The 16,255-nt window shown below is 69.4% G+C and carries 17 protein-coding genes; 3 read left to right on the top strand and 14 right to left on the bottom strand.

What is annotated here, in order from left to right; translation table 11 throughout:
- Positions 1-24 precede the first annotated feature (24 nt).
- A complete protein-coding gene (locus JI745_RS22290; protein ID WP_201811982.1) occupies positions 25-297 on the top strand; it encodes a hypothetical protein in 273 nt (90 codons plus the stop codon).
- Between the two features lie 28 nt (positions 298-325).
- Here JI745_RS22290 and JI745_RS22285 read toward each other — a convergent pair whose 3' ends face one another.
- The 11 genes from JI745_RS22285 to JI745_RS22235 all read right to left on the bottom strand — a co-directional run bounded on the left by JI745_RS22285 (position 326) and on the right by JI745_RS22235 (position 11,571).
- Positions 326-1,090 carry an SDR family oxidoreductase gene (locus JI745_RS22285; protein ID WP_201811980.1) on the bottom strand — a complete coding sequence of 255 codons (765 nt, stop codon included), beginning with the start codon at positions 1,088-1,090 and terminating at the stop codon, positions 326-328.
- A 12-nt stretch (positions 1,091-1,102) separates the two neighbouring features.
- Positions 1,103-2,059, bottom strand: a complete 957-nt coding sequence (locus JI745_RS22280; RefSeq protein WP_310738733.1) for a sugar kinase — start codon at positions 2,057-2,059, stop codon at positions 1,103-1,105.
- A 23-nt stretch (positions 2,060-2,082) separates the two neighbouring features.
- Entirely contained in the window at positions 2,083-3,612 is a 1,530-nt protein-coding gene (locus tag JI745_RS22275; protein WP_201811976.1) for a UxaA family hydrolase, read from the bottom strand.
- Positions 3,613-3,636: 24 nt separating this feature from the next.
- Positions 3,637-4,782, bottom strand: coding sequence for a mannitol dehydrogenase family protein (locus JI745_RS22270; protein WP_201811974.1), 1,146 nt, complete (start codon positions 4,780-4,782; stop codon positions 3,637-3,639).
- Entirely contained in the window at positions 4,776-5,786 is a 1,011-nt protein-coding gene (locus JI745_RS22265) for a zinc-binding alcohol dehydrogenase family protein (RefSeq protein WP_201811972.1), read from the bottom strand. Before JI745_RS22265 ends, JI745_RS22270 begins: the two co-directional genes overlap by 7 nt.
- A 22-nt stretch (positions 5,787-5,808) precedes the next feature.
- On the bottom strand, positions 5,809-6,138 hold the full coding sequence (locus tag JI745_RS22260) for an L-rhamnose mutarotase (RefSeq protein WP_201811969.1): 330 nt from the start codon (positions 6,136-6,138) through the stop codon (positions 5,809-5,811).
- Positions 6,139-6,149: 11 nt separating this feature from the next.
- On the bottom strand, positions 6,150-6,989 hold the full coding sequence (locus tag JI745_RS22255; RefSeq protein WP_201811967.1) for an amidohydrolase: 840 nt from the start codon (positions 6,987-6,989) through the stop codon (positions 6,150-6,152).
- 1 nt (position 6,990) lies between these two features.
- Positions 6,991-8,007, bottom strand: coding sequence for an aldo/keto reductase (locus tag JI745_RS22250; protein WP_201811965.1), 1,017 nt, complete (start codon positions 8,005-8,007; stop codon positions 6,991-6,993).
- 36 nt (positions 8,008-8,043) lie between these two features.
- A complete protein-coding gene (locus tag JI745_RS22245) occupies positions 8,044-8,988 on the bottom strand; it encodes an ABC transporter substrate-binding protein (protein WP_201812736.1) in 945 nt (314 codons plus the stop codon).
- An 82-nt stretch (positions 8,989-9,070) separates the two neighbouring features.
- Positions 9,071-10,054, bottom strand: coding sequence for an ABC transporter permease (locus JI745_RS22240; RefSeq protein WP_201811963.1), 984 nt, complete (start codon positions 10,052-10,054; stop codon positions 9,071-9,073).
- Entirely contained in the window at positions 10,051-11,571 is a 1,521-nt protein-coding gene (locus JI745_RS22235) for a sugar ABC transporter ATP-binding protein (protein WP_201812735.1), read from the bottom strand. The genes JI745_RS22240 and JI745_RS22235 overlap by 4 nt, the downstream gene beginning before the upstream one ends.
- 320 nt (positions 11,572-11,891) lie before the next feature.
- Here JI745_RS22235 and JI745_RS22230 point away from each other — a divergent pair, with 320 nt between their 5' ends.
- Positions 11,892-12,605: a FadR/GntR family transcriptional regulator gene (locus JI745_RS22230; RefSeq protein WP_310738732.1), complete on the top strand. Its 714-nt coding sequence runs from the start codon at positions 11,892-11,894 to the stop codon at positions 12,603-12,605.
- 9 nt (positions 12,606-12,614) lie between these two features.
- On the opposite strand, the gene JI745_RS22225 is transcribed toward JI745_RS22230, so the two are convergent.
- The 3 genes from JI745_RS22225 to JI745_RS22215 all read right to left on the bottom strand — a co-directional run bounded on the left by JI745_RS22225 (position 12,615) and on the right by JI745_RS22215 (position 15,575).
- Positions 12,615-13,490 carry a neutral zinc metallopeptidase gene (locus JI745_RS22225; protein WP_201811959.1) on the bottom strand — a complete coding sequence of 292 codons (876 nt, stop codon included), beginning with the start codon at positions 13,488-13,490 and terminating at the stop codon, positions 12,615-12,617.
- Between the two features lie 92 nt (positions 13,491-13,582).
- A complete protein-coding gene (gene dcd / locus JI745_RS22220) occupies positions 13,583-14,152 on the bottom strand; it encodes a dCTP deaminase (RefSeq protein ID WP_201811957.1) in 570 nt (189 codons plus the stop codon).
- Positions 14,153-14,207: 55 nt separating this feature from the next.
- A complete protein-coding gene (locus JI745_RS22215; RefSeq protein WP_236675095.1) occupies positions 14,208-15,575 on the bottom strand; it encodes a C13 family peptidase in 1,368 nt (455 codons plus the stop codon).
- A 135-nt stretch (positions 15,576-15,710) separates the two neighbouring features.
- Between JI745_RS22215 and JI745_RS22210 the strand changes: the two genes are divergently transcribed.
- Positions 15,711-16,250: a DUF962 domain-containing protein gene (locus tag JI745_RS22210; protein WP_201811953.1), complete on the top strand. Its 540-nt coding sequence runs from the start codon at positions 15,711-15,713 to the stop codon at positions 16,248-16,250.
- Positions 16,251-16,255 lie beyond the last annotated feature (5 nt).

Raw genomic sequence — 16,255 nt, 5'->3', positions numbered from 1 at the left:
GCCCTTCCTCGACGGGAGAGCGCCATGACCTTGCAGCAGCTCCAGGACATCAAGCTCTGGCAAGTCGCCCACAAGCCGGAGAACCCGCTCGAATACCACGCCTGGGACGGCGTGCTCACCGCCTGGCTGCTCGGCTGGATGGGGGAGCCGGCAGCGCTGATCCTCTGGTGGCCGGGCATGGCGCTGGGCTGCGCGGTCCTCTTCCTGGCGCCCACGCTGTACGTGGCGCTGCGCCGCTCGCTGCACCGGCGCGGCCGCCTGCGTTGCGACTGGCTCGGCACGCTGGAGCGGCGCTGATCGGCACGGACGTTTGCGTTCAACGAAATCAGTTGGACCAGCCGCCATCGATCACCAGCGCGGTGCCCGTGGTGAAGCTCGACTCGTCGCTCGCGAGGTAGACCGCCAACGCAGCGATCTCTTCCGGGCGGCCGATGCGGCCGACAGGCTGGCGCGCCACGAAGGCGGCCTCGACCTGCTCGACGCTCTGCCCGCTGGCGCGGGCCTGGGCGCTGATGCGCTCGCGCAGCGAAGGCGACTGCACCGTGCCCGGGCAGATGGCGTTGCAGCGGATGCCACGGCCCACGAAGTCGGCCGCGATCGACTTGGTGAGCCCCACCACCGCCGCCTTGGTGGTGCTGTAAGCGAAGCGGTTGGGCACGCCCTTCAGGCCGGCAATCGAGGCCATGTTGACGATGGAGCCGCCACCCTGCTCGAGCATCGCGGGCAGCGCGGCGCGGATGACGCGGTACATCGATCGCACATTGAGCTCGAAGGAGAAGTTCCAGTCGGCGTCTTCGCATTCGAGCAAGGTCCCGGCATGCACGTAGCCGGCGCCGTTGAAGAGCACCTGCAGCGGCCCGAGCGCGCCCACGGTGTCGCGCACGGCGGCGGCGTCGGTCACGTCGAGGCGGCGGATCTCGCAGCCGGTGTCGCGCGCAAGCGATTCCAGCAGCTCAGCGTTGATGTCGGCCGCGATCACGCGCGCACCTTCACGCACGAAGGCTTCGGCGGTGGCGCGACCGATGCCCTGGCCGGCGGCGGTGACGAAGGCCGTCTTGCCTTGCAGGCGACTGGAAGGGGTTGTGTGCATCGACTGTCCGCCTCAAGGCAGGCCGCGATTGGGACTTGGGTCTGCGGGGCGTGTGGCCCACGCCATCGCCTCCGGCGGCACGATGGCGCCAGGATGCTGGATAACGGTGGCGGCCAGCCGATTGCCCCACTCGGCCGCCGCGACGGCCGACTCACCCATCACCCGCTTCGCTAGGTAGCCCGCCGCGAACGAGTCGCCGGCCGCAGTGGTGTCGACGACGCGTGACACGGTCTGCACCGGCACCTCGATCGGGGTGTGGCCCAACTGTCGCACGAGCGTGGGCCGTGCGCCACGCTTGACCACCACCTCGGCGCAAGGCAGGTCAAGCGTGCGTTGCAAGGCGAGTTCGTCGGACGCAAGCCCCTGCAGCGCCATCTCGTCTTCGAGGGTGACGAGCGCGATGTCGGCCATCTCGTAGAGCTGCGCAAACACCGACTGCGCAGCGCCTCGGCTGGCCCACAGGCGCGGCCGGTAGTTGTTGTCGAACACGATACGGGCACCACGCGAGCGCAGGCCGTGCAGCAGCGCGCGAAGTCGGGGAGGCAGCTCCGGGCCCATGATCGCGAGGCTGATGCCGCTCAGGTAGAGCACGTCGATCTCGCCTGCCTGCTGTTCGAGCGGCGAAGGCTCGCCCTCGAAGTAAGCCCGCGCGGCGCTGCGCTCTCGCCAGTAGCTGAAGTGGCGCTCGCCGTGCGCATCGGTTCGGATCGCGTAGAGACCGGTGCTTCGATCCGGCACGGTGCGCACGAGTGATTCGCCGATGCCTTCGGCTCGCCACGCCTCGAAGAGCCTGGGTGCGAAGAGATCGCCGCCCACGCAGGTGGCGCAGTCGACACGCAAGTCGGCGGGCGAGGTGAGCCGACGCAGGTACACCGCCGTGTTGTACGTGTCGCCGGCAATGCCTTGTGCGAGCAGCCCCGGCGTGGCCGATTCGCGCAGCTCGACCATGCACTCGCCCAGACAGGCCACGCGAAGGGGTGGTGACGAGCGCCTCACATCACCGCCCCAAGTTGCCAGGGCACGAACTCGTTGTCGCCCATCCCATGCAGTTCGCTGCAGGTGCGCTGGCCCGACGCCGTGGCGAGCATCAGCGCGAAGAGCGCGGCGCCGGCCTCGGCCACGGTCTGCCGGCCTTCGACGATCTCGCCGCAGTTGAAGTCCATGTCGAGGCTCATGCGCTTGAAAAGCGTGTTGTTCGTGGCGAGCTTGAGCGAAGGGGTGGGCTTGCAGCCGTAGGTGGAGCCGCGACCGGTGGTGAAGCAGATGAGGTTGGCACCACCCGCCACCTGCCCGGTGGCCGAGACCGGGTCGTAGCCCGGCGTGTCCATGAACACCAGGCCGCGCTCGCGCACCGGCTCGGCGTATTCGTAGACCGCCATCAGCCCGGTGCTGCCACCCTTGGCCACCGCACCGAGCGACTTCTCGAGGATGGTCGTGATCCCGCCGGCCTTGTTGCCCGGCGACGGGTTGTTGTTCATGTCGCCATGGTGCACCCGGGTGTAGTCCTCCCACCAGCGGATGCGCTGCATCAGCCGGTCGGCCACCGCGGCCGAGGCGGCACGCGCGGTCAGCAGGTGTTCGGCGCCGTACACCTCAGGCGTCTCGGAGAGGATGGCGGTGCCGCCATTCGCCACGAGCAGGTCGACCGCCGCGCCGAGCGCCGGGTTGGCGCTGATGCCGGAGTAGCCATCGGAGCCGCCGCACTGCAGGCCCACCACCAGGTGACTCGCGGACACCTCGGTGCGGGTCACCGCGTTGGCGAGCGGCAGCATCTCGCGCAGCATCGCCTGGCCCTGCGCCACCGCCTCGCGCGTGCCGCCTTCGTCCTGGATGGTCATCGCGGCGACCAGGCCCGGCTCGCGCGCGTTGAGACTCTCCACCAGCGGCGCGACCTGGTTCACCTCGCAGCCGAGGCCGACCACCAGCACGCCGGCGAAATTGGAATGGTCGGCATAGCCGCGCAGCGTGCGCCGCAGCAGCTCGATGCCCTCTCCGCCGCCGCTCATGCCGCAGCCGCTGCCGTGCGTGATGGCGACCACGCCGTCGACATTCGGGTGGTCGCGCAGCGCGTCGCCTTTGAAGGCCTCGGCGATGTAGCGGCACACGGTGGCCGAGCAATTGACGCTCGCGATCACGCCGAGGTAGTTGCGCGTGCCCACGCGCCCATCGCGGCGCATGATCCCCTGGAAGGTGGCCGGCGGGTTGGCCAGCGGCGTGCGCCGGTAGTCGCGGCCGGCCGCGTGGTCGTGCGTGTCGCCTCCCATGCCGAGGTTGTGCCCGTGCACGTGGTCGCCGGGCGCGATGTCTTCGCTGGCGAGCCCGATCACCTGCCCGTACTTGCGCACGACCTCGCCCGCGGCGATGCGCCGCAACGCGAGCTTGTGGCCGGAGGGGATCGCCTGGCGGCTCACCACCTGCACCGGGCCCGCCGCGAGCGCCGTGCCGGCGGCGATGTCGTGGCGCGCAACCGCCACGTTGTCGGCTTCGCTCAGCAGGATCAGGGGCGACGGCGCTGTGCTCATGGAAAACCTCTCGTCGGGGGTGTATCACGCGGTTATCGGGCTGTGCAGGGCCAGGCGCAGCCGGCGCTGCGCAAGCGGCAGCCGCAGCTCGCGGGCCAGCTGCACGGCAGGCGCGAGGCGGCGTTGCTTCTTCTGCTCGTGGTTCTGCGCGATGTCGGCCAGGCGGTGTGCGAGGAAGGGGTTGAGCAGCCGGTCGCGCAGCGCGTCGAGGTAGTCGAGCGCCGCCTCGCGCTCACCCAGCGCCTCGAACACCGGCAGCACCTCCTCGGCCCACAGGGCCTCGAGCTCGGCACGCTGGGCCTCGTCGTGCATGGCCTGCAGCACCGTCGAGCCCGGCGGCCGGCCGGCCTGCAGCCAGCGCTCGGCGAGGAAGGTGTGGCCGAGGTTGAGCAGCAGCAGCTTCAGGCGCTCGTGGCGCGCCAGCTCGTCGGTGAGCAATATCGACTCGTGCGTGCACGGCAGCACCAGTCCCGGCTGCCGCTCGATGGCCCACAGCGCATAGGGCTCGGCGACCGCGCCCACCGGCGCGATCGCGTCCGACACGATGCGGTCGACCAGCGAGTTGGCCCAGCAGCAGTGCTGCCCGAGGTAGGCGATGAACGCCTCCGGCGCCGACCAGGCCCGCGCGAGCTGCAGTACCACGCTGCGCAGCACCTCGCCGTTGCGCGCCACGAGCTCGCAGGGGTAGATCGACAGCGGCGACTCCGGCGCGGCCTGCCAGCGCGCATGCAGCAGCACTACGAGCTTCGCCGGAAAGCTGCGCGGCACGCTCGCCGCTTCGTGCAGCAGGCGGGCGTCGTCGAGCGGGTCGAGCGCATAGCCGGCGTCTCCGGTGTTGGAGACGATCACCTGGGCGCCGCAGGCGAGCTCACGCACGCGCGGCCAGGCCGATGCCGCGTCGAGCGCCTCGTGCACCGCCTCCCCGCGCAGCTCCACGTCGACCGGCATGCCGCGCTGCAGGCCACGCACGCGCACCGGGTAGCCTCCCCCGGCCGAGAGCGCCCGCACGCGCGCCGCGCTCTCGGCGCTGCGCGTCGTCTGCACCACGGCGATCGGCCCGAGCGCCCGGCCTTCCGCAAGGGCCTGTGACACGAAGAGGTCGACGTGCGCCTGAAGAAAGCGGCTGGTGCCGAACTGCAGGATCGGCAGCGCGGCGCGATCGTTCAGCATTCGACGATGGCCTTCACCACGCCTTGCGCCGGGTCGAGCAGCGAGGCGAAATCGTCGGGCACGCGGGCGAGCGGCATGCGGTGGGTGTTCAGCGCATCAGTGGGCACCCGGCCCGCTCGCATCGCAGAGAGCACGGTCTCGAAATCCTCCATCGTCGCGTTGCGGCTGCCCAGCAGCGTGGTCTCGCGCTTGTGGAATTCGGGGTCGGAGAAGGTGATCGCATCGCGCACCACCGACACCATCACGTAGCTGCCGCCGTGCGCCACGAACTTGAAGCCGCGCTCCATCGCACGCGCGTTGCCGGTGGCGTCGAACACCACGTCGAAGAACTCGCCATCGGTGAGCGCCGAGAGGCGGGCCTCGTCGTCCTCGCCGATCTGTACCGTGGCGCTCACCTGCAGGTGGCGCTCGCAGAACTCGAGGCGGTCGCGGCGCGTGTCGAGGGCGGTCACCGCGGCGCCCTGCTGGCCGGAGAAGATCGCCGCTGCCATGCCGATGGGCCCGGCACCGACCACCAGCACCCGCTGGCCCGCACGCACCATGCCCCGCCGCACCGCATGCGCGCCGATCGAGAGGAATTCGACCATCGCCGCCTGGTCGAGCGACACGCCGTCGGCCTTGTGCACGAAGCCCGCGGGCACGCAGAGGTATTCGGTGAAGGCACCGTCTCGGTGGACGCCCAGCACCTGGATGTCGACGCAGCAGTTGGTCTTGCCCTGGCGGCAGGCGATGCAACGGCCGCACGAGAGGTAGGGCATCACGAAGACTGGGTCGCCGGCGCGCAGGCCGCTCGCACGGGGCGCCCACTCCACGACGCCCGACAGCTCATGCCCCATCACACGCGGATAGGCGAGGTAGGGCTGGTGGCCGGTGAAGATGTGCAGGTCGGTACCGCAGACACCGACACGCTTGACGCGCAGCAGCACCTCGTCGGGCCCGGGCGTGGGGCACGGGCGCTCTTCGGCGCGCAACTCGCGAGGGGTCTGGCAGATGACGGTCAGCATGTCTTTCCTGGTGGACTTCGGTTCAGTCGACGTGGAACACGGAGGCCATCGAGGCCCAGTGTTCGCCGGGTTGTCGGGACGCAAGCGGCACCTGGCACGGGCCGCACAGGCGCCACCAGCGTTGCGTCTCGGGGTCGGCGGCGATGGCCGCCATGTCGGCCTCGAAATCGCGGCCGTGGTACTCCCAGTAGCCGAACAGCAGGTTCTCCGGCTCGCGCAGGAAGATGCTGTAGTTGCGGATGTGCGAGCGGTGAATGCGCTCGAGCACGCCGGGCCACACGCCGGCGTGCAGGCGCTTGTACTCGGCGATGTGCTCCGCTGCGATGCCGATGACCATGCCCATGCGTTGCATGCGGGGTGCCTTCAGCCGAGCCGGTAGACGCGGCGTGCGTTGCCGCCGAAGACCGCATCGAGAGTGCCGCTGTCGGCACCGGGTTGCGCTTCGCAGAAGCGGATGGCCATCGCGAGCCAGCCCTCGTAGCTGCCCGCCAGCCGCAGCACCGGCCAGTCGCTGCCCCAGATGAGGCGCTGCGGCCCGAAAAGGCCGTACACCACTTCCATCCACGGCTGCAGGCGCAGCTCGTGCGGGAACGGTCCGGCCTCGGTGAGCAGGCCCGAGAGCTTGCAATGCACCTGGGTGAGGGCCGCCAGTGCGCCGAGGTCGTGCCGCCACGCCGTGAGCTCGCCCCGCGGAATCACGGGCTTGGCGGCGTGGTCGATCACGATCGGCAGCGCGGGATGGCGCTGCGCGAATTCGAGCAGCGCTCGCAGGTGCCGCGGCAGCACGAGCGCGTCGAAGCACAGGCCGTGCTCCAGCATCGCGCCCACGGCGGCATCGAGCGAGGGGGCGGCGATCCAGCGATCGTCGCCCAGGTCCTGCAGCATCGGGCGCAGGCCCTTGAGGCGCGGGTGCCGGGCCAGCCGGGCGATCTGGGCGGGGGCATCGGGGGCTTTCATGTCCACCCAGCCCACCACGCCGCGCACGAAGTCGTGCCGGTCGGCGATGCGCAGGAGCTGCTCGGTGTCGGCCACGGTGGGCAGCGACTGCACGAGCACCGTGCCAGCCACCCTGCAGCGCTCGAGCAGGGGCAGCAGGTCCTCCGGGCCGAAGTCGCGGTGGATCTCGGCCAGCGCCGGTGGCGGCCAGTGGCCGGTGCGGTCGGCAAGCCGCCAGAAGTGCTGGTGGGCGTCGATGATGTGCATGTCAGCTGCCTTGGCGCGGCAAGGGCGCGCGTTCGTCGAGAAGCCCGCGGTCGCGCAGTGCGAGCCAGAGCGCATCGGGCACCGGGTGGCGCAGCCAGGCGAGGTTCTGGCGCAGCTGGGCGGCATCGTGCGCGCCCGCGACGCACGACACCACGGCCGGGTGCGCCAGCGGGAACTGCAGCGCCGCGGCGGGCAAGGGCACCTCGAACTCGCGGCACACCGCCTCGAGCCGCGACACACGCTCGAGCACGCCCGCGGGCGCGCGGCCGTAGTTGAAGTGGCCGCCGCCGGCGAGCACGCCGGAGTTGAAGGGCCCGGCCACCACGATGGCATGCCCGCGCCGCGCGCTCTCGGCGAGCAGCGGCGACAAGCTGTGCTGCTCGAGCAGCGTGTAGCGGCCGGCCAGCATGCTGATGTCGAGGTCGGCCTCCTGCAGCGCGTCGTGCACGACCTCCCATTCGTTCACGCCCAGGCCGAAGGCCCGTATGCGCCCTTCGTGGCGCAGCGTCTCCAGGGCACGGAAGCCGCCGCCGCGCGTGAGCTGCTCCCAGTGGTGAGCATGACGCTCGCCGTGGGTGACGCGGCCGATGTCGTGGACGAAGAGGATGTCGACCTTGGCCACGCCGAGGCGCTGCAGGCTGTCCTCGAACGAGCGCATCACGCCGGCATGGCTGTAGTCGTAGCGCGGCCTGAAGGGCAAGGGCTCTGCGAAGCCATCATCGCCAGGCCGCACGCTGGCGTCGGGGACCATCAGGCGGCCGACCTTGGTGCTGAGCAGGTGGTCCTCGCGCGGGCGGCGCGCGAGTGCTGCACCCAGGCGGCGTTCCGACAGCGTGTAGCCGTAGTACGGCGCGGTGTCGAAGAAGCGCACCCCTTCGCCCCACGCCGCGTCCACGAGCTCCCCGGCGCCAGCGTCGGTCATGGGCTGGAACAGCCCGCCGAGCTGCGCGCACCCGAGGCCGAACACCGGCACCGACAGGTCGGCACGCGGCAGCTTGCGGCGATCGGTGTGCTTCATGCGCGCGTCTCGGTGGCGGGCGTGCTCGAGGCGTGATCAGTAAAGGACGTTCTTCGCCTCGGGCTTGTCGATGTTGGCCTTGGTCACCATCACGACACCGGTGTCGCGGAACTTCGGCACCTTCTTGCCCTGCGCCACCTCGACGGCCGTCTTCACGCCCAGGCTGCCCATCTGGTAGGCGCTCTGCACGGCGATGGCCTCCAGCGTGCCGTCCTTGATGAAGCCCTGAAGGTCGGCGTTGCCGTCGAAGCCGATGGCCACCACCTTGCCCGCCTTGCCGGCCTGCACCAGCGCGCGGCCCATGCCGATGGCGGTGGGCTCGTTGGCGCCGAAGATGCCTTTCAGGTCGGCATTGGCGGCCAGCACGTCGGTCGTCTGGTTGAGCGCCGTGCCCATCTGCGAGTTGGAATAGAACGGGCCGACGACCTGAAGCTTGGAGTGCTTGGCGATGTAGTCCTTGAAGCCGCCCACGCGCCCGATCTCGGAGCCGGAGCCGGCGGTGTACGACATGATCGCGATCTTGCCGGTGGTGCCGATCTTGGCGATGAGCGCCTGCGCGCACAGCTCGCCGGCCTTCTTGTTGTCGGTCGCCAGGAACGACTGGTAGTAGTTCTTGCCGGCATCCGACGCGGCCGAGTCGATCAGGATCACCGGGATCTTCGCTTCCCAGGCCTTCTTCATCGCCGGGATCAGCGCGTCCGGGTCGCTCGGGGCGAGCACGATGCCGGCCACCTTGCGGTTGACCGCGTTCTCCACCAGCGCTACCTGGCCCGCGAGGTCGGTGTCGGACGCCGCGCCTTGGAAGGTGGTGGTGTAGCCCTTGATGCCGGCCACGCCGTCGTTGGCGCCCTTCTTCACGTTCTGCCAGAAGTCGCTGTTGGTCGTCTTCACGATCACCGCGATCTCCTTGTCGGCCGCCACCGCGGCAACACTCGCCAGGCCAAGGACGGCGGCCACCGCCGCACCCGCCAGATGCTTCATCACGTGTCTCATGTTGTCTCCTTCTGCTTCAATGAACGTTTGACTCTGTGTGGAATGCCGGGCTGTGCCGCCCGGTGGGGGTTCATCGTCGATGGCGCATCTGGTCGATCCACACCGTGAGCAGGATGACCAGGCCGATGATGATTTGCTGCACGAAGGCGGAGACGCCGCCCATGTTCAGACCGTTGCGCAGGATGCCGATCACGAAGGCGCCGATCAGCGTGCCGCTGATGGTGCCCACGCCGCCGCTGAGCGAGGTGCCGCCGATCACCGCGGCGGCGATCGCATCGAGCTCGTACATGAGGCCCTCGCTCGGCTGGGCCGTGACCAGGCGCGACATCAGCACGCAGCCGGTCAGGCCCGCGAGCAGACCCGAGAGCACATAGGCGAAGACGGTGACGCGGGCCACGTTCACGCCCGAGAGCCGAGCCGCCTCGGCGTTGGAGCCCACGGCGTAGAGATGGCGCCCGAGCGTGCTGCGGTTGAGCATCACCGCCACGGCGACGGCCAGCACGATCATCAGCAGCACCGGGTAAGGAATGCCGGGGAAGACGACGTCAGGGAAGCCATCGGCCCCCACGTTGACGATGCGCCAGAGGCTGCCGTTGCCGAGCGCGGCGAAGCTCTCGCCGAGCCCGCCGATCGCACGCGCCTCGGTGATCTGCAGCGCGATCCCGCGCGCCACGAGCATCATGCCGAGCGTGGCGATGAAGGGCGGGAGCTTGAGCACCGTCACGCACAGCCCGTTCACCAGGCCGCACACGGCGCCGATCACCAAGCCCGCGAGCATGCCCACCGGCACCGGCCAGCCGGCCTTGACGAGCAGCGCCGCCACCACGCCCGACAGCGCGAGGATGGATCCCACCGAGAGGTCGATGCCGCCGGTGATGATCACGCAGGTGGCGCCGATGCCGAGGTAGGCGATGGACGTCACCTGCAGCGCGACGGTGAGGCCGTTGCCCATCGTGAAGAAGGCGTCGCTGATCATCGAGAACACCAGCGTGAGCGCGAGCAGGCTGCCGAGCGCGGCGAACTTCTGGACGAGGTCTTGCTGTCGGTCGTTCATGCGGTAGGTCGCTCAGGAAACGTACGCCCCGAGGCCAGGTGCATCAGGGCTTCTTGCGTGGTGTGGCGCGTCTCGACGATGTCGGTGATGCGCCCTTCGTGGAACACGGCGACGCGGTCGGTCATGCCGAGGATCTCGGGCAGCTCGGAGCTGATCAGCACGACGCCGATGCCTTGCGCGGCCAGCGCGTCGAGCAGCTGGTAGATCGCGTACTTGGCGCCCACGTCGATGCCTCGCGTGGGCTCGTCGAAGAAGAGCACCTGCGAATCGCGGAAGAGCCACTTGCCGAGCACGACCTTCTGCTGGTTGCCACCGGAGAGATGGCGCACCTTCTGGTGCACCGACGGCGTGCGGATCGAGAGCGTGTCGACGTAGCGCTGGGCCACCGCTGCCTCCTCGGCGAAACGGATGAAGCCGAGCCGGCCCGCCACCGCATCGGTGCGCGCGAGCGTCACGTTCTGCGCGACGGTCATGTCGAGCGCGAGGCCGTGGGCCTTGCGGTCTTCGGAGAGGTAGGCGATGCCCTCGGCGATGGCATCGATGGGCGAGGCAATCGACAGCACCCGGCCGCGCAGGCTCACGCTGCCGGCGTCGACCGGGTCGGCGCCGAAGACCGCCCGGGCCACCTCGGTGCGCCCCGCGCCCATCAGGCCGGCGAAGCCGAGGATCTCGCCGCGCCGCAGCTCGAAGCGCACGTCGTGGAAGGCGCCCTGGCGCGTGAGGCCCGACACCGACAGCAGCACCTCGTCGGTGGGCGTGCGCGTGGCCGGCGGGAACTTGTCGTCCAGCGGGCGGCCCACCATGCGCTCGACGATCTCGTCGACGCTGGTGTCGGCGAAGTCGTGCGTGGCGATGTAGCGGCCGTCGCGCAGCACGGTGACCCGGTCGACGACGCCCTGCATCTCGTCGAGCCGGTGCGAGATGTACAGGATGCCCACGCCGCCGCGGCGCAGCTCGTGGATCACCTTGAAGAGCTGGCGTGTCTCGGCTTCGGTGAGCGACGAGGTGGGCTCGTCCATGATGAGCAGCTCCGCGTCGAGCGAGAGTGCCTTGGCGATCTCCACCATCTGGCGCTGCGCCACCGAGAGCGTGCGCACGATGGCCTGCGGCGCGATGTCGACGCCGAGGCGCTGCAGGCAGCGGGTGGAATCGGCCTGGAGCCGGGCCCGGTCGATGAACCAACCACGGCGAGGCTCGCGGGCGAGGTAGATGTTTTCGGCCACCGACAGGTGCGGCACCAGGTTCAGCTCCTGGTGGATCATCGCGATGCCCGCAGCCTGGGCCTCTTGGGTCGAGCCGAAGCGCCGCGGCTGCCCCTTGTACGAGAGCGTGCCCTCGTCGGGCGCGAACTGGCCGCTGATGATCTTCATCAGCGTCGACTTCCCGGCACCGTTCTCGCCGCACACCGCGTGGACCTCGCCCCGCTGGAGCGTGAGGCTCACGCCCGACAGTGCGACCACGTTGAAGAAGCGCTTGCAGATGCCTTCCAGCCGCAGGAGCTCGCCCGTCGCTGACACGGTGGTGGCCGGCGCGACCTGCGCCCGGCCGCTGTCGAGGCGGGCGGACAGGTGGTCGTGGACGAGCTGGACGGACAAAGGGACCCCTTGGCGAGTGGAGGGAAGCGATCGTAGTGATCGGTCAAGATTTGGTAAAGCCACCTTGCCAAAATTCGTCTTCTGGCCTGACCAAAAGGCGCCTGGAATCAGCCCGCCATACGAGGTAAAAAGGCCGAATTTAGGTACTTTCCATAGGTATCCCGCCAAAGTTCGCCTTGCACGGATCAGGCGCCCGGAGCGGGAGGTCGGCTATCATGGTCAGGCCACTTTCAAAGCACGCCGTGCCCACCTCCGCACTCTCCGCCGCTTCGCAACTCCGCCCCGTCGAGACTCGGCGCCTCTATCAGCAGATCGCCGACCAGATCCGCGACCTGATCCAGCGCGGCGTCTTCAAGCCCGGCAGCAAGCTGCCGCCGGAGCGCGACCTGGCGCAGCAGCTCGGGGTCTCGCGACCTTCGCTGCGCGAGGCCTTGATCGCACTCGACATCGAGCTGAGCGTCGAGATCCGCAGCGGCTCGGGCGTCTACGTGTGCAACCCGCCCGAGCGACCGGCCAAGAGCACTGAGGCCATGGGCGAGAGCCCGATCGAGCTCATGCAGGCGCGCGCCGCGGTGGAGGGCGACGTGGCGGTTCTGGCCTGCGCCCACGTCACGCCCGAGGCGCTGTCGCGCCTGCGCGAGAGCATCGAGGGGATGCGCGGGCAGATTGCGCAGGGGCTTTCGCCGCTCGGGCACGACCGGCAGTTCCACATCACGCTGGCCGAGATGACCGGCAACTCGGTGATGGTGCGGCTGGTGTCGGAGCTGTTCGACGAACGCCACAGCCCGATTTCGTCGCACCTGAGCGTGCGCTTCGAGAACACCCGCACCTGGAACACCGCGCTCAAGGAGCACGAGGCGATCTACCGCGCGCTCGAGGCCCGCGACCCGCTCACCGCGCAGGCCGCGATGCGGTCGCACCTCAAGGCGTCGGAGGAGCGCTGGGTCGGCGGCTGACCGCCGTCTTCAGATCTGCCGCGCCTCGAAGGTGTTGCACTGGTTCACGCTGCCGCTCTGCAGGCCGCGCTTGAACCAGGTGACGCGCTGCGCGCTGGTGCCGTGGGTGAAGGTCTCGGGCTGCACCGTGCCGCGCGACTTGCGCTGCAGCGCGTCGTCGCCGATCTGCGAGGCGGCGTTGAGCGCTTCTTCCACGTCGCCTTGCTCCAGGATCTGGCGGGCGTTGTTGGCGTGGTGCGCCCACACGCCGGCAAAGCAGTCGGCCTGCAACTCGAGCCGCACCGAGAGCGCGTTCTGCTGTGCCTCGGGGATGCGGCCGCGCATGCTGTCGACCTTGCCGCTGATGCCGAGCAGGTTTTGCACGTGGTGGCCCACCTCGTGCGCGATGACGTAGGCCTGGGCAAAGTCACCCGGCGCGCCGAGCCGCGTGCGCATGGTCTCGTAGAAGCTGAGGTCGATGTAGACCTTCTGGTCACCCGGGCAGTAGAACGGTCCCATCGCCGACTGGCCCATGCCGCAGGCGGTGGGCTCGCTGCCACGGAAGAGGCGCAGCTTGGGGTCGCGGTAGGTCGCGCCCATCTGCTTGAACTGCTCGCGCCACACGTCTTCGGTGTCGGCCAGCACCACCGAGACGAAACGTGCCATCTGGTCATCGGCCGGCGGGCGGCCGGCGGGCGCCTGCTGCACCTGCGGGGCCGGGCCGCCACCGCTCATGAGGCCGAGGATGGTGAGCGGGTTGATGCCGAAGATCCAGCCTGCCACGAGCGCGATCGCCACGCTGCCGAGGCCGATGCTGCGCCCGCCACCGAACGAGAAGCCGCCACCGCCGCCTCCGCCGCGGGCATCTTCGACGTTGTCGCTTTCACGATTGCCTTGCCACTTCATGGCGAGCTCCCGGAGATGGACCAGCCGCCATCGTAGCGACGCGCCACCGATTCGCCACGGGGAAGTGGCTCAGGCGGCTGTCAGACGGGGCCTCAGGTCTTGGGGAGGGTCACGCCGCGCTGGCCCTGGTACTTGCCGCCGCGGTCCTTGTAGCTCGTCTCGCAGACTTCGTCGCTCTCGAAGAAGAGCACCTGCGCGCAGCCTTCGCCCGCGTAGATCTTGGCGGGCAGCGGCGTGGTGTTGCTGAACTCGAGCGTCACGTAGCCTTCCCACTCGGGCTCGAAGGGGGTGACGTTGACGATGATCCCGCAGCGCGCATAGGTGCTCTTGCCCAGGCAGATGGTGAGCACGCTGCGCGGGATGCGGAAGTACTCCACCGTGCGCGCGAGCGCGAAGCTGTTGGGCGGGATGATGCAGACGTCGGCCTCGATGTCGACGAAGCTCTTCTCGTCGAAGTTCTTCGGGTCGACGACCGTGCTGTGGATGTTGGTGAAGACCTTGAATTCGGGCGCGCAGCGGATGTCGTAGCCGTAGCTGCTGGTGCCGTAGCTGACGATCTTGTGGCCGTCGGCCGCGTGGCGCACCTGGCCGGGCTCGAAGGGCTCGATCATGCCGTGCTGCTCGGCCATGCGGCGGATCCACTTGTCGCTCTTGATGCTCATGCCGGTCTCGCGCGGGTCTGAAGGGGGCTCGATTGTAGGGAGGCGGCCGGGCGCTTCACTGCGCCGCAGCATCGAGCCGCTTCTCCAGCTCGGCGAGCCTGGGGCGGATCGCCTCGCCCATCTGGATCTGCGGGTTGGAGTAGCCGTCGGTCTTGCGGGCCGCCTTCTCGCGCTGATCGATCACTTCGCGAGCCGCCGCATGCGCGGCCTCGAACGAGCGCGTCTTGCGCAGCTGCTCGGCATACATCGCGCGCCCGAAATAGGTGAGCTCGGAACCGCGGCCGCAGCCGTAGGAGGTGTGCGTCGCATCGGCCGCGGTCATCGTGAGCGTGCCCGGGTCGGCGAGCGCGGGCAGCCACGAGCCCGAGTAACACGCCGAGATGGACAGCACGCGCCAGCGCACGCCGGCCTCGTCGAGCCAGGCGCGCAGCTTCTCGGGCGTGAGCTCGTCGACTTCCAGCGGGTCGAACTGCGCAGCGAGACGGCCGTCGCGGGCGCCGTGCGAGGTGAGGTGGATGAAGAGGATGTCTTCCTCGCGGTCCATCAGGCTCGCCACCTGCTGGATGGCGCGGCGCAGGTTGAGCCCGGTGGCCCAGGGCAGCTCGCGTGCGGTCTCGGCATGGTTGATGAGCGACAGCGTGCGGCCCTGCGCGTCGAAGCGCTCCTGCATCAGCTGGCTCACGAGCCGGCTCTCACGGCGGAAGACTTCTTCGCCGGCGTAGGGCGCAAAGGTGATGGCATAGACGTCGGCCACGCCGGGGCGCTGGGGTTGCAGGGCCTGCAGGGTCGACACCACGCTGGCCGACTGGGCTTCCAGCACCTCCTGGCTGAGCTGCAGGCGCTTGTCTTCGAGCTCGTCGGCGGCAGCGCTCATGTCGGGGTACCAGAAGCCGCTGCGCGGAAGGTACAGGCTCACGGCCACCGCCGCGGCCACCACAAGGACGACGCCGGCGCGCGTGGTGCCTCGCTCGGCATGGCGAGCGAGCAGCACCACATTGGCAAGGGTCGTCCAGCCCATCGGAACCCAGAGCAGGTACTGCATGGCCCCGGCCCCCGCTGGAAGACCGTCCGGCAGCCAGCGTTCGGCCACGAAGTACGCGCCCCACAAGGGCCAGGAGATCAGCATCTGCACCAGGCACACCAGCGCCAGCAGCACCGATGCACCGTCTTGCAGCGTGCCGCGGGCCGCCATCCAGCACGCCAGGATGAAAAGCACCGTGCCGAGCCACCCGCCACCGAGAGACTGCCAGTAGAAGAGCGCCGGGCCCGGGATGTGGAGGCGTTGCACCACCACGCTGGTGGCCAGCAGCAGCCCGGCCAGGAGCACCAGCCCGAGCGGCCCGATCCTCAGGCCTTCCAGCGACGGCTTCCGGAAGAACACGCTGCGCACGGCTGCCGCGGCCCATCGCCGGAATGTGTTCATGTTGGTGCGGTTTTGCTCAAGCGGGCCCTGCATTCGTACCTTCCCGTGACACCATCGGTCTCTGTGTAACTACCATGTTCACACGGGCCGCGGCCCGCTCCAGAATGTGACCAAAACCGCCTCGCGGAGACAGCCATGAACGCACATCGCAGCACACTGGACCTTTTGGTGCAGTACGCCCATTACCACCGCGACCAGCGCAACATCGTCACCCATTTTGTGGGCATCCCGCTGATCGTCTTTGGCGTCGGCGTGCTGCTGGCCCGGCTGCACCTCACCTTGCCGCGGCTGGATGTCACCGCCGCGTGGATCGCGTTCTGCATCGCGGGGGCCTGGTACATGAGCCGCCGTGGTCCGTTCACGCTGAGCGTGGCGGTCACCCTGGCGGTGGGCCTGCTGGTCGCCCTGGCGCACAGTGCGGCCGGAGGCAGCGTGGCCAGCTGGCTGGCCTGGGGCGCCGGCAGCTTCTTCATCGGCTGGGCCATGCAGTTCCTCGGGCACTACTACGAAGGCCGCAAGCCGGCCTTCGTCGACGACATCTTCGGCCTGTTGGTCGGGCCGATGTTCGTCACCGCCGAAGCGCTCTTCTCGATGGGCTGGAACAAGCCGATGCTCGCCGAGATCGAGCGCCGTGCCGGCCCCACCCACCTGCGCGACCTGGCCCATCCGGCCTGAGCGGG

Origin of the sequence: Piscinibacter sp. HJYY11 (assembly GCF_016735515.1) — a bacterium.
GTDB lineage: Bacteria > Pseudomonadota > Gammaproteobacteria > Burkholderiales > Burkholderiaceae_C > Rhizobacter.
Note: the sequence above shows the minus strand (reverse complement) of the source record. Positions and strands in the feature narration are given on the sequence as shown.